The organism is Streptomyces sp. NBC_01775 (assembly GCF_035917675.1).
Taxonomy (GTDB): Bacteria; Actinomycetota; Actinomycetes; order Streptomycetales; family Streptomycetaceae; genus Streptomyces.
The window spans coordinates 2,498,971-2,512,184 of the sequence record NZ_CP109104.1 but is presented as its reverse complement, the minus strand read 5'-3'; the positions used below and the strand labels follow the sequence as shown (position 1 = coordinate 2,512,184).

Here is a 13,214-nt window from a genome sequence, read left to right as displayed (position 1 = left end):
GGGACGGCTCAGGCGCAGCGGAGAGCGGCGTCGTGCGGCGTGCGGGCCGGAGAGGGACACAGGCGACCTCACGGCGGGAGAAGTGAGCGGGGGAGAGGTGAGCAGGGAGGCGGCGGGGACGAGGCCGCCCGGAGGATCGGAGGGCTGTTCGTCCGGATGGGCGAATACGGCATCCGGTACTCGGACGCTATCCGGCAGACCCCCGACTACGCACGCGCCAGGTCCGCGCACCCCGCCGACCTGCGCCGTTACGGGCCGGCCTGCGCTCTCGCGCCACGGCGCGCTACTCCGGCGGCAGTGCCTCGAACCGTTCGACGTCCATCCGGACAGGGGTGGCCGGGGCGGCGCCACAGCTCGCGGCCAGGGCGGGGCCGTCGGTGGCCTCGGCCAGCACGACGTGCCAGCGCCGCCCGTCCTCGTGCCCGACGGTCACCCTCCAGCGGGCCCCGTCCGGCTCCTCGGCGGAGGCCAGGACGGTCAGGGCGTGAGCGCGGACCTCGCCCGTGCGCTCGCGTACGGCCAGGTCGGCGGTCTGCCCCGGGCGGCCCCAGGCCGAGCGCCCGCGACAGCCCTCCGTGAGCACGTGGCCGTCCCGCACAGCGTCCAGTACGCCCTTGACCGCCGAGGCGCCGAGCCTTCCGTAGGCGTACCCGTAGGGCAGCACCAGCAGGGTGGGGGCGAAGCGGTGGCCGCCGATGTGGGTGATCTCCCAGACGTTTGCTCCGCCGGATGCTTCAAGTTCGGCGGCCAGCGGCCTGCCGAGCAGGGCGCAGCAGCGGTCGCGCTTGCCGTTGGTGCACACGAGGACCAGAGGGTCCCCCTCGTAGGGCCGCCACTCGGGACCGAGGGTCGCCGACCCACCGACGCGCTCCCCGGGACCCTGGGGTCCCTCGGATCCATGGAATCCTTCAGCTTCTCCGGACCGGACGTCGTGCCCGTCCAGCGCGGCGAAGTCCAGCGAACGCAGCGCCTCCAGGCCGCCCCTCGAGGGGAGTTCCGTCGTGCGCACCCAGGAGTCGCCGGGCACCGTGCGGGCCAGGAAGACGCGGTGGTGCCCGGGGCCGCCCGCGCCGTCGGCGTGCCGGCCCGGACGGCGGATGAGCGCGACGCGGGCGCCGTGCGCGCCCGCCGCCTCTTCCAGGGCCTTGCCCAGCCGGGGGTCGAGGTGACTCTCGGTCAGCGCCTGCCTGCCCCAGGGGCCGGGTTGTTCGATCAGCAGCCACGTGCGGGCTGTCGCCGCCGTCCCGGCGAGGGGCTCGGCCAGCGCCCGGGAGGCCGTCGCGCATGTCGTCACATAGGCGAGCCTAACCTGCGTACTCGTGTCCCCACGGACGCGCGCCCGGCTTCACCGCCAGCCTCTTCACCTCGGCGCCGGGGCCCTCCGCGGGGCCCGGACGGGCTCCCCTCGGGTGCCTGTGGGGCGCCTGGTCTCGGTTACGATCGGCAGCCGTCCGGCGAGACGGCCGAGAGGGGGCCGGAGGGCACTCGCGGGCGTCTGAGGGCTCAGGAGGAGGGGCACACGGCGTGGACAGTGCGGCGGGCAGCGGGCGCGGCGCGGTAGGCGGCAGGATTCCGGTGATCATTCTGGCCGGGTTTCTGGGCTCGGGGAAGACCACCCTTCTCAACCACCTCCTGCGACGCAGCAGAGGCACCCGGATCGGGGCGATCGTCAACGACTTCGGCAGTATCGAGATCGACGCCATGGCCGTGTCCGGGCAGGTCGACTCGATGGTCTCCCTGGGGGACGGCTGTCTGTGCTGTGCCGTCGACACCAGCGACATGGACGAGGTCCTCGACGTGCTCGCCCGCCCCTCCGCCGGCATGGACGTTCTCGTGATCGAGGCGAGCGGGGTGGCCGAGCCGGAGACGCTGATCCGGATGATCCTCGCGAGCGAGAGCCCGCACATCGTCTACGGCGGGCTCGTGGAGGTCGTGGACGCCGCCGAGTTCGAGGCCGTCCGCGAGCGCCACCCCGAGCTGGACCGGCATGTCTCGGCCGCCGACCTGTTGGTGCTCAACAAGGCCGACCGGGTGGACGAGGAGGCGCAGCGCGCGCTGCGCGGGGAGCTGGAGCGGCTGAGCCCGGGCACGCCCGTCGTCCCGGCACGCCACGGCCGCGTCGACCCGGCTTTGCTGTTCGACCGGGTGCGGCGTGAGCGTGCGGCCGTCGAGCAGCTCTCGTTCGATTCGTTGCTCTACGGGGACGAGGACGAGGAGGAGGGCGGAGAGGTGCCCGGGGGCGCGCACGGCGTGGGCGAGGATCACTCCGGGCATCTGCACGCCGCCTACGAGGCCGTGGAGTTCCGTTCGGACACGCCACTGGACCCCCGCCGTTTTCTCGCGTTCCTGGACAGCAGGCCGGCCGGGCTCTACCGGATGAAGGGCTTTGTCGACTTCGGCGCCGCCGACCCGGCACATCGATACGCGCTCCACGCCGTGGGTGGCTTCCTGCGCTTCGCGCCCGAGCCCTGGCCACGAGGAGAGGCGCGGGAGACCCAGCTGGTGATGATCGGCTCCAGCATCGACGCGGCGGCCCTGTGCAAGGGGCTCGACGCGTGCGTGGGCCACCCCGGGGAGGGCGATCCGCGGGCCATGTGGGGCATCCTCCGCTATGTGGACGCCGAGGCGGATGACGATCCCAGCGACCCCGGCAACCTCGGTGGCGCTGCCGAGTCTGGCGACCTCAGCGACCTCGACGACCTCAGCGGTCCGGGCGACCTCAGCGACCCCGGCGAGCAGCCCGACGGCCTCGGTGAGCCCGCCCCGCACTAGCCTCGTCCGTCCTCCCGACTCCGCCGGATCCGTCCCCCAGAGGCCCTTCCGCCCAGGCATCCCTTCCGCCCAAGGGCATCCCTTCCGCCCAGGGCACGCCCCTCTCCGCACAAAGAGGCGGCCCTGGCACGACAGCCTTACTGCCGTGCCAGGGCCGCCCCATCGGCGGTCGCCACCGGCTGGTCCGCCGCTCAGGTCATACAGGGCCCGCCACGGTCGCCACCGGCTTTGTCAGGGGCAGGCCGGAGCCGTCCCGGCGCGGATCCACCTCGGGCAGCTCCAGCGGGGCGCCGGCCTTGTTGGCCGCATACGCAGGAGTGGGGCCCGCCCAGGCGAGCCGAAGCTTGTCCTCGCCCTTCAGGAACCGCTGGCAGCGCACGCCGCCCGTCGCGCGTCCCTTGCGCGGGTACTGGTCGAAGGGCGTGAGCTTGGCCGTGCTGAGGGAGTCGTCCAGCGTGCCCTCGGATCCCGCTGCGGTGAACACAGCCGCGTCGACGGCCGGATCGACCGCACCGAAGAAGATCACCTCGGCGCCCTCGGTCAGCTTGATCCCCGTCATCCCGCCTGCCGGACGGCCCTGTGGACGCACCTGGCCTGCCGGATAGCGCAGCAGTTGGGCCTCGTCGGTGATGAAGACCAGGTCCTCCTCGCCGGTGCGCAACTCGGCGCCGCCGACGATGCGGTCGCCGTCCTTGAGCGTGATGACCTCCAACTCCCCCTTGTTCGAGGGGTAGTCGGGCACGACCCGTTTAACGACGCCTTGTTGCGTGCCGATCGCGAGCCCGGGTGAGGACTCATCCAGTGTGCTGAGACAGATCAGCGTCTCGTCGCTCCCCAGCGAGAGGAACTCCGAGACCGGTGCCCCGCCCGCAAGGTTGGGGGAGGAGGCGCTCTCCGGCAGCTGGGGCAGGTCCACGACCGTGAGCCGCAGCAGCCGTCCGGTCGAGGTGACCGCGCCGACCTCGCCCCGGATGGTCGCGGGTACGGCGGAGACGATCACGTCGTGCTTCTGGCGTTTGGCGGGCTCGGTGAAGCTCGTCTCCCCGTTCGCGGTACGTGCCAGCAGGCCCGTGGAGGACAGGAGCACGCGGCACGGGTCGTCGGCGACCTCCAGCGGCACGGAGACCACCGGCGCCTCGGTGGCGTCCAGCAGCTCGGTGCGGCGCGGGGTGCCGTACTTCTTGGCGACGGCGGACAGCTCGGAGGAGACGAGCTTGCGCAGTTCGGCGTCCGAGTCCAGGATCCGGGTCAGCTGCTCGATCTCGCCCTTGAGCCTGTCCCGCTCGTCCTCCAGCTCCAGGCGGTCGAACTTCGTCAGCCGGCGCAGCGGGGTGTCCAGGATGTACTGGGTCTGGATCTCGCTGAGTCCGAAGCGGGAGATGAGGGCGCCCTTGGCCTCCGCCGCGTTCTCACTCGACCGGATGATTCTGATGACCTCGTCGATGTCGACCAGCGCCACCAGAAGGCCCTCGACGAGGTGCAGCCGGTCGCGCCGCTTGCTGCGCCGGAACTCGCTGCGGCGGCGCACCACGTTGAACCGGTGGTCTACATAGACCTCCAGCAGTTCCTTGAGGCCGAGCGTCAGCGGCTGGCCGTCGACCAGTGCGACGTTGTTGATGCCGAAGGACTCCTCCATCGGCGTCAGTTTGTAGAGCTGGGTGAGCACGGCCTCGGGGTTGAAGCCGTTCTTGATCTCGATGACCAGGCGCAGTCCGTGCTCGCGGTCGGTGAGGTCCTTGACGTCCGCGATGCCCTGGAGCTTCTTGGAGTTGACCAGGTCCTTGATCTTGGAGATGACCTTCTCGGGGCCCACGGCGAACGGCAGCTCGGTGACCACGATGCCCTTGCGGCGCGGGGTGACCTGCTCGACGGCCGTCGTGGCGCGGATCTTGAAGGTGCCGCGCCCGGAGACGTAGGCGTCCTTGATGCCCTCCAGACCGACGATCTTGCCGCCGGTCGGCAGGTCGGGGCCGGGGATGAAGCCCATCAGGGTTTCCAGGTCGGCGCCCGGATGCTTGATCAGATGGCGGGCCGCGGCGATGACCTCGGAGAGGTTGTGCGGCGCCATGTTCGTCGCCATGCCGACGGCGATGCCCGACGAGCCGTTGACCAGGAGGTTGGGGTAGGCGGCCGGCAAGGTGACCGGCTCTTCCTCGCTGCCGTCGTAGTTGGCGCCGAAATCGACGGTCTCCTCGTCGATCGACTCGACCATCAGCCCGGCTGCGGGGGCCGACCTGCACTCCGTGTAGCGCATCGCGGCCGGAGGGTCGTCGTTGCCCAACGAGCCGAAGTTGCCGTGTCCGTCGACGAGCGGCAGACGCATGGAGAAGCCCTGCGCCATGCGCACCAGCGCGTCGTAGATGGGGGAGTCACCGTGCGGGTGGAGCTTTCCCATCACCTCGCCGACCACGCGCGCGCACTTCACGTACGAGCGGTCGGGGCGCAGGCCCATCTCGTGCATCTGGTAGAGGATCCGGCGCTGCACGGGCTTCATCCCGTCGCGGGCGTCGGGAAGCGCGCGCGAATAGATCACCGAGTACGCGTACTCCAGATAGGAGCCCTGCATCTCGTCGACGACGTCGATGTCGAGGATGCGCTCCTCGAAGTCCTCTCCGGGCGTCGTCCCGGGCGTACGGCTCTTACTGCGGCGGGCCATCGCGGCTGCGGCTCCTTCGATGCTTCGTGCTGCTTCGCTGCGTGCTTTCGTATGCGCGCGTGCTTCGTGTGCGCTGCGTGCTTGCTGTCCTGTGCGCGTGCTTCGTGCTCATGCTTCGTGCCGTGCTTCGTCTGTCACAGCTGTGACGCGGACCATTGTGGACCGCCGCACTGACAAGCGGCCCCCCGACCCGGCGTACACAGGCCGCGCGAGGTAGACCGTACGGGAACTTCGCACGTTGTCGGCGTGGTTGCATACAGTGACAGGGCCGTCTGCCGCCCGCGGTGCGCAGGCGGTCCCCGCAGTTCCCGGCGCCCTGCCGGGAAACTCCCGCGATCGAAGGGACTCCACGCCCATGGGTCACACGGCCACGCCCCCGCCGGCCACCGGTGGGCTGACAGCGACGGAGCACCGGCTGGCCAACGGCCTCCGTGTGGTGCTTTCCGAGGATCATCTGACCCCGGTCGCAGCTGTCTGCCTCTGGTACGACGTCGGCTCCCGCCACGAGGTGAAGGGCCGCACCGGCCTCGCGCACCTCTTCGAGCACCTGATGTTCCAGGGCTCGGCCCAGGTGAAGGGCAACGGGCACTTCGAGCTGGTGCAGGGTGCGGGCGGCTCCCTCAACGGCACCACGAGCTTCGAGCGCACCAACTACTTCGAGACCATGCCGACCCACGAGCTGGAGCTGGCGCTCTGGCTGGAGGCCGACCGGATGGGCTCGCTGCTGTCGGCGCTGGACGAGGAGTCGATGGAAAACCAGCGCGACGTGGTCAAGAACGAGCGCCGCCAGCGCTACGACAACGTCCCGTACGGCACCGCGTTCGAGCGGATGACCGCCATGGTCTTCCCCGAGGGCCACCCCTACCACCACACGCCCATCGGCTCGATGGCCGACCTGGACGCGGCCTCTCTGGACGACGCCCGCGAGTTCTTCCGTACGTACTACGCGCCCAACAACGCCGTGCTCGCCATCGTCGGGGACATCGACCCGGAGCAGACGCTCGCCTGGGTCGAGAAGTACTTCGGCTCGATCCCCGGACACGAGGGCAAGCACCCCCCGCGCGACGGCTCCCTTTCGGACGTCATGGGCGAGGAGGAGCGCCAGGTCGTCGAGGAGGAGGTGCCCTCACGCGCGCTCATGGCCGCCTACCGCCTGCCGCACGACGGCACCCGCGAGGCCGACGCCGCCGACCTGGCGCTGACCGCGCTGGGCGGCGGTGAGTCCTCGCGGCTCTACGCCCGCCTGGTGAGGCACGACCGCACCGCCGTCGCCGCCGGGTTCGGGATGCTGCGCCTCGCCGGTGCCCCTTCGCTCGGATGGCTGGACGTCAAGGCATCCGGTGGTGCGGAGGTCGCCGACATCCAGGCCGCCGTCGACGACGAGCTGCGCCGCTTCGCCGAGGAGGGGCCGACCGAGGAGGAGATGGAGCGCGCGCAGGCCCAGTTGGAGCGCGAGTGGCTCGACAGGCTCGCCACGGTCGCCGGGCGCGCCGATGAACTGTGCCGGTTCGCCGTGCTGTTCGGAGACCCGCAGCTCGCGCTGACGGCCGTCGGGCGCGTCCTGGAGGTCAGCCGTGAAGAGGTGCGCGCCGTCGCGGCGCAGCGGCTGCGTCCGGACAACCGCGCGGTGCTCGTCTACGAGCCGGTCGAGGCCGGCGAGCACGCGGAGGACGGCGAGAGCACGGCGCAGGACGCGAACGCGGCGCACGTGGAGAACGACAACGAGGAGACCGGTCAGTGAGCGACACCGGAGCGGGCGCGGGCACCGCGGCACCCACCATGGAATTCCACCCCCAGCCCCAGAGCGGCACCCCCAAGCCGTGGGCCTTCCCCACGCCCGAGCGCGGCACCCTGGCCAACGGGCTGACAGTGCTGCGCTGCCACCGCCCCGGCCAGGAGATCGTCGCCGTCGAGGTCAACCTCCCGGCGCCGCTGGACGCCGAGCCCGAGGGCCTGGACGGGGTCGCCACGATCATGGCCCGGGCGCTCAACGAGGGCACGGACAAGCACGACGCGGAGGAGTTCGCCGCCGAGCTGGAGCGCTGCGGTGCCACGCTCGACTCGCATGCCGACCATCCGGGCGTGCGCGTCTCCCTGGAGGTCCCGGTCTCCCGGCTGCCCAAGGGGCTGGGCCTGCTGGCCGACGCGCTGCGCGCTCCCGCCTTCCCCGACGGCGAGGTCGAACGCCTCGTCGCCAACAGGCTGGACGAGATCCCGCACGAGCTGGCCAACCCCGCCAGGCGTGCCGCCAAGGAGCTGTCGCGCGAGCTGTTCCCCGCCGAGTCCCGGATGTCCCGCCCCCGGCAGGGCACGGAGGAGACGGTGCGGCGCATCGACGCGGCGGCCGTGCGCGCCTTCTACGAGGCCCACGTGCGCCCCGCGACGGCCACCGCCGTCGTGGTGGGCGATCTGGAGGGGGTGGACCTGGACGCGGCGCTCGCCGACACCCTGGGCGCCTGGACGGGTACGGCGGCCGAGGCCCGCCCGATGCCGTCCATCTCGGCCGACGACAGCGGACGCGTCGTCATCGTCGACCGGCCCGGCGCCGTGCAGACCCAGGTGCTGATCGGCCGCATCGGCCCCGACCGGCACGACAGCGTGTGGCCCGCACAGCTTCTCGGGGTCTACTGCCTGGGCGGCACCCTCACCTCGCGGCTGGACCGCGTGCTGCGCGAGGAGAAGGGCTACACCTACGGCGTGCGGGCCTTCGGGCAGGTGCTGCGGTCCTCGGCGGAGGGTACGGGCGCCGCGCTGCTGGCCATCAGCGGCTCGGTCGCCACGGACGTCACGGGCCCGGCGCTGGCCGACCTGTGGCAGGTGCTGCGCGTCCTGGCCGCCGAGGGCCTCACGGACGAGGAGCGCGACGTGGCCGTGCGCAACCTGGTGGGCGTCGCCCCGCTGCGCTTCGAGACGTCGGACGCCGTCGCCGGGACGCTGGCCGACCAGGTCGAGCAGTTTCTGCCCGACGACTTCCAGGGCCGCCTCTACGCACGGCTCGCCGAGGCGGGCACGGTGGAGGCGACGGCCGCGGCCGTCAGCGCCTTCCCGGCCGACCGTCTGGTGACCGTGCTGGTCGGTGACGCCTCCCAGATCGCGGACCCGGTGCGCGAGTTGGGGATCGGAGAGGTGAAGGTCGTCACGGGCTCCTGAGCGAGGACGGCGGGCTCTTCGACCGTTGGCCGCCAGGCGGGGCCGGAACGAGGGCCGGAGGGGGGCGGCGTGAGAGGAACGTCCCCTTCCGGGGCCCGCCAAATGTCCGCTTCTCACCCGGACATGGCGATACGGGGTGTGGCGTGCGCGACAAACACAGGGATTCGTTTGCCGCTCAGAAGTGGCCCCGTTTAGCGTCATTGCCGCTGTTCGTCAGAAGTGACCGCGCCCGCGGCCGACGCACAGTGATCGCCGAGTTCCCGAGGCGCAAGCCGAGGGGAGCCGGGGACCCAACGCAGTCCCTGGGGTGAATCGGACCGCCTCGCCAGAGGCAGCCCGTAGGAGACCTTCCTGCTCCGAACCCGTCAGCTAACCCGGTAGGCGAGAAGGAAGGAAAGGAGTGCGCCTCTCTATGGCGTTCACCAGTCCCACCCGTCCCACCGGGAAGCACCGACGCCCCAGCAAGGCCCGCAGGGCCGGTGCCGGAGCCGCAGGCATAGCCGGGCTCGCCACCGTCGGCGTCGTCGGAACGCTCGCCTCCCCGGCCTTCGCTTCGAGCGGCGAGCAGAACCGCGTTCACGAGACCGGCTTCAACGACGCCTTCGGCGTGAGCGGCCGGCTCTCCGAGACCCTGGACCAGCAGGCGCACACCCAGGTCATCGAGGCCGAGAAGGCTCAGGCCGAGGCCCAGTCCAAGGAAGCGGCGGCCAAGGCCAAGCTGGAGGCCAAGAAGAAGGCGGACGAGGCCAAGCGCAAGGCCGCGGCCGAGAAGGCCAAGAAGGACCGCGCCGAGAAGGCCAAGGCGGCTCGCGCCGCCGACGCGAAGCGCGCCAAGCTGAGCGGTTACGTCCTCCCGGTCGACGGCTCCCACGTCTCCACCGGATACAAGACCGGCGGCGGCATGTGGTCCTCCGGCAGCCACACCGGCATCGACTTCCACGCGGGCATGAACACCCGGGTCAAGTCCGTCGCGGCAGGCGAGGTCGTGGAGGCCGGCAACGGCGGCGCGTACGGCAACAACATCGTGATCAAGCACAAGGACGGCACGTACACGCAGTACGGCCACCTCAACTCGATGAGCGTCTCGGTCGGCCAGACCGTCACCGCGGGCCAGCAGATCGCGCTGTCCGGCTCCACGGGCAACTCCTCCGGCCCGCACCTGCACTTCGAGGCCCGCTCCGGCCCCGACTACGGTTCGGACATGGACCCGATCGCCTACCTGCGCAGTCACGGCCTCAAGGTCTGAGACTCAGGCGCTCCACGCCGCGCACGCACCATCCGGACGGCGCATGGCGCACGCGCCATCCGGACACCGCATACGGATCAGCCCCCGGTCACCATGACCGGGGGCTGATCCGTTGTGTGCTGTCCGCCGTGATGGCTCAGACGGTCTCCGGAAGCTCCTCCAGGCCCTCCGAGACCAGCTTGGCCAGACGGTCGAGAGCCTCTGCGGCGTCGTCCGCCTCCGAGGCCAGGACGACCTCCTCGCCGCCCTCGGCGCCCAGGCCGAGCACGCCCAGCATGGAGGCCGCGTTCACCGGGCTGCCGTCGCCCTTCTGGATGGTGACGGGGACCCCGGCTGCCGATGCGGCACGGACGAAGATCGAGGCGGGGCGGGCGTGCAGCCCCTCGGCCCAGCCGATGGTGACGCGGCGCTCAACCATGATGTTGCCCTTCGATTCGAAACGTTGTTCTAGGTCAGTCTCGCACGGTGACCGGAGTGCATCATTCCGCGGTGCCGTCCGGCATATCCGGCGATCCCAAGATGCGACGATACGTTGCCGCCGGACCGCCGCCGTGGCCCCCACCGCCGTACGCTGACCCCATGCCGAGCCCCGAGGAGCGCGCCTACCCGGCCCACTGGGAAGCCGATGTCGTCCTGCGCGACGGCGGGACGGCCAGGGTCCGGCCCATCACGCCGGACGACGCTGAGCGGCTCGTCAGCTTCTACGAGCAGGTCTCGGACGAGTCCAAGTACTACCGCTTCTTCGCCCCCTACCCCCGGCTGTCCGACAAGGACGTGAGGCGCTTCACCCACCACGACTATGTCGACCGCGTGGGCCTCGCCGCGACCGTGGGCGGTGAGTTCATCGCCACCGTCCGCTACGACCGCATCGACGAACTCGGCAGACCGGCGGCCGAGCCGGCCGACGAGGCCGAGGTCGCCTTCCTCGTCCGGGATGACCAGCAGGGCAGGGGAGTGGCCTCCGCGCTCCTCGAACACATCGGCGCCGTGGCCCGCGAGCGCGGCATCCGCCGCTTCGCCGCCGAGGTGCTGCCCGCCAACACCAAGATGATCAAGGTGTTCACGGACGCCGGATACTCGCAGAAGCGCAGCTTCGAGGACGGCTCCGTCCACCTCACCCTCGACCTCGAACCCACCGAGCGCTCCCTGGCCGTCATGCGGGCCCGCGAACAGCGTGCCGAGGCCCGCTCCGTCGCCCGGCTGCTGGCCCCCGGCTCCGTCGCCGTCGTCGGCGCCAGCCGCACCCCCGGCGGCGCCGGACGGACCGTGCTGGAGAGCCTGCGCGCCGGAGGCTTCACCGGAGGCGTGTACGCGGTCAACCGTGAGCTGCCGGGCAGCCCCACCGGCACCGGGCCCGAGAGCGCCGCCGAGCTCGCGGGAGTGCCCGCCTACCGCTCTGTGGGGGAGATCCCCGAGCACATCGACCTCGCCGTCGTCGCCGTTCCCGCCGAGGGCCTTTCCTCCGTCGTCGCCGAGTGCGGCGAGGCCGCCGTGCAGGGCCTCGTCGTCCTCTCCGACGGCTTCGGCCGCGACGAACAGCGCGAGCTGGTGCGCCTGGCCCGCTCCTACGGGATGCGCCTGGTGGGCCCGAACGCGCTCGGCCTGATCAACACCGGCCCGGACGTGCGGCTCAACGCGACTCCCTCCATCCGGATGCCCGCACGGGGCCGCACCGGAGTCTTCACCCAGTCGGGCGCCATCGGCATCACCCTGCTCGACGGGCTCGACCGGCGTGGCATCGGGCCCTCCTCCTTCGTCTCCGCCGGCAACCGCGCCGACGTCTCCGGCAACGACCTGCTCCAGCACTGGGACGAGGATCCGGACACCGACGTCGTGCTGATGTACCTCGAATCCATCGGCAACCCGCGCAAGTTCACCCGGCTCGCCAGGCGCACGGCCGCGCGCAAGCCGGTCGTCGTCGTCAAGGGAGCCCGCCAGCGCGGCAGCGCGCCCCCGCCCGGCCACGCCGCACCCGCCTCCCGCGCCCCGGACGCCACCGTCTACGCCCTCCTGCGCCAGGCGGGGGTCCTCATGGTCGACACCTTCACCGAACTGCTGGACACCGGTCTCCTGCTCGCGGGGCAGCCCGCCCCGGCCGGGCCACGCGTCGGCATCGTCGGCAACACCGACGCGCTCAGCCTGCTCACCTACGACGCCTGCCTCAACGACGGGCTGCGCCCCCGGCCGGTCGTCGCGCTCCCCGGGACGGCCGGGCCCGGCCACTTCGGCACGGCGCTCGGCGAAGCGCTCGCGGACCCCGGAACCGACGCCGTCCTGGTCACCGTCATCCCGGCGGTCCCCGCCGAACTGCCGGGCACCGCGCCCACCCACGACGCGGCCGACCCGCCGCAGGGCTACGTCGAGACCCTCGCCGACGCGCTCCAGCAGGCGACGGAGGCCGCCGGAGGCAAGCCCGTCGCCGTCGTCCACCTCGCCATGGAGGGGCTGGAGGCGGCACTCGCGGCGCGCGGGCTGCCCTCCTACCCCACCCCCGAGCGGGCCTCCCACGCGCTGGCCGAGGCGGTGCGCTACGCCCGCTGGCGCGCCGAGGCCGGCGCTCCGGGCAAGGTGCCCGAGTTCGAGGTGGACGAGGCAGCGGCGGCGAGCCTCCTCGCCCGCGTCACGGACGTGCCCGCCCGCAGCCAGGCCCTCACCGACCAGGACACCGCTCGGCTGCTGGGCTGCTACGGCATCGCCGTCCAGCCCACCCTCCCGGCTCCGGACGCCGACACGGCCGCCGAAGCGGCGCGGACCTTGGGCTACCCGGTCGCGCTCAAGACCACAGCGTCCCATCTGCGGCACCGGGCCGACCTCGGCGGCGTGCGGCTGGACATCGCGGGGGAGACCGGATTGCGCCGCGCCTACGGCGAGCTGACGGCCGCGCTCGGCGCTCCCGAGGAGCTGCGGCCCGTGGTGCAGTCGATGGCGCCGCGCGGCGTCGGCACCGTCATCAGAGGCACCCTGGACCCGGCCATCGGCGCCGTGCTCTCCTTCGGGCTCGCCGGAACCCCCTCCGAGCTGCTGGGCGACACCGCGCACCGGCTGGTCCCGGTCACCGACAAGGAGGCCGCCGGTCTGGTCCGCGCGATCCGGTCCGCGCCCCTGCTGTTCGGATGGCGGGGCGCCGAGCCCTCGGACATGGCGGCGCTGGAGGAGGTGCTGCTGCGTGTCTCGCTGCTGATGGACGACCATCCGGAGGTGGTCGCCGTCGAACTGGACCCGGTGGTCGTCGCGCCGCGAGGTGTGACCGTGCTGAGCGCTTCGGTCCGTGCGGCCGACCCCGGGCGGCGCCCCGACCTGGGGGCGCGCAGGCTCCCGGCGTACTGACTCCGGGCGCGGGGCGCATGGAGCGGGGCGGGCCGGGGATGTGTCGGCACCCGGGCCTTTAGG

At 72.1% G+C, this 13,214-nt stretch carries 8 protein-coding genes and 1 riboswitch; of the genes, 5 read left to right on the top strand and 3 right to left on the bottom strand.

Annotated elements, in window-relative coordinates; translation table 11 throughout:
* Positions 1–283 precede the first annotated feature (283 nt).
* On the bottom strand, positions 284–1,294 hold the full coding sequence (locus tag OHB04_RS11325; RefSeq protein ID WP_326807403.1) for a sucrase ferredoxin: 1,011 nt from the start codon (positions 1,292–1,294) through the stop codon (positions 284–286).
* Between the two features lie 230 nt (positions 1,295–1,524).
* Between OHB04_RS11325 and OHB04_RS11320 the strand changes: the two genes are divergently transcribed.
* Positions 1,525–2,772: a CobW family GTP-binding protein gene (locus OHB04_RS11320; RefSeq protein WP_326807402.1), complete on the top strand. Its 1,248-nt coding sequence runs from the start codon at positions 1,525–1,527 to the stop codon at positions 2,770–2,772.
* Positions 2,773–2,968: 196 nt separating this feature from the next.
* Here the strand turns inward: OHB04_RS11320 and OHB04_RS11315 are convergent, their stop codons facing one another.
* Positions 2,969–5,428 carry a DNA gyrase/topoisomerase IV subunit A gene (locus OHB04_RS11315; protein ID WP_326687547.1) on the bottom strand — a complete coding sequence of 820 codons (2,460 nt, stop codon included), beginning with the start codon at positions 5,426–5,428 and terminating at the stop codon, positions 2,969–2,971.
* Positions 5,429–5,783: 355 nt separating this feature from the next.
* On the opposite strand from OHB04_RS11315, the gene OHB04_RS11310 reads away from it, so the two are divergent.
* The 3 genes from OHB04_RS11310 (at position 5,784) to OHB04_RS11300 (ending at position 9,824) form a co-directional block, all read left to right on the top strand.
* Positions 5,784–7,169, top strand: a complete 1,386-nt coding sequence (locus tag OHB04_RS11310; protein ID WP_326687546.1) for a M16 family metallopeptidase — start codon at positions 5,784–5,786, stop codon at positions 7,167–7,169.
* Between the two features lie 38 nt (positions 7,170–7,207).
* Entirely contained in the window at positions 7,208–8,578 is a 1,371-nt protein-coding gene (locus tag OHB04_RS11305) for a M16 family metallopeptidase (RefSeq protein ID WP_326692678.1), read from the top strand.
* A 240-nt stretch (positions 8,579–8,818) separates the two neighbouring features.
* A riboswitch (cyclic di-AMP (ydaO/yuaA leader) is annotated at positions 8,819–8,976 on the top strand.
* A 14-nt stretch (positions 8,977–8,990) separates the two neighbouring features.
* Positions 8,991–9,824 carry a M23 family metallopeptidase gene (locus OHB04_RS11300; protein ID WP_326807401.1) on the top strand — a complete coding sequence of 278 codons (834 nt, stop codon included), beginning with the start codon at positions 8,991–8,993 and terminating at the stop codon, positions 9,822–9,824.
* 136 nt (positions 9,825–9,960) lie between these two features.
* Here OHB04_RS11300 and OHB04_RS11295 read toward each other — a convergent pair whose 3' ends face one another.
* A complete protein-coding gene (locus OHB04_RS11295) occupies positions 9,961–10,242 on the bottom strand; it encodes an HPr family phosphocarrier protein (RefSeq protein ID WP_326687544.1) in 282 nt (93 codons plus the stop codon).
* A 161-nt stretch (positions 10,243–10,403) separates the two neighbouring features.
* Between OHB04_RS11295 and OHB04_RS11290 the strand changes: the two genes are divergently transcribed.
* Positions 10,404–13,151 carry a bifunctional acetate--CoA ligase family protein/GNAT family N-acetyltransferase gene (locus OHB04_RS11290; protein ID WP_326687543.1) on the top strand — a complete coding sequence of 916 codons (2,748 nt, stop codon included), beginning with the start codon at positions 10,404–10,406 and terminating at the stop codon, positions 13,149–13,151.
* Positions 13,152–13,214: the final 63 nt, after the last annotated feature.

Coding starts and splice junctions, on each gene's coding strand:
- OHB04_RS11315 (WP_326687547.1), bottom strand. CDS start 5,428: ATGGCCCGCCGCAGTAAGAGCCGTACGCCCGGGACGACGCCCGGAGAG.
- OHB04_RS11310 (WP_326687546.1), top strand. CDS start 5,784: ATGGGTCACACGGCCACGCCCCCGCCGGCCACCGGTGGGCTGACAGCG.
- OHB04_RS11305 (WP_326692678.1), top strand. CDS start 7,208: ATGGAATTCCACCCCCAGCCCCAGAGCGGCACCCCCAAGCCGTGGGCC.
- OHB04_RS11300 (WP_326807401.1), top strand. CDS start 8,991: ATGGCGTTCACCAGTCCCACCCGTCCCACCGGGAAGCACCGACGCCCC.
- OHB04_RS11295 (WP_326687544.1), bottom strand. CDS start 10,242: ATGGTTGAGCGCCGCGTCACCATCGGCTGGGCCGAGGGGCTGCACGCC.
- OHB04_RS11290 (WP_326687543.1), top strand. CDS start 10,404: ATGCCGAGCCCCGAGGAGCGCGCCTACCCGGCCCACTGGGAAGCCGAT.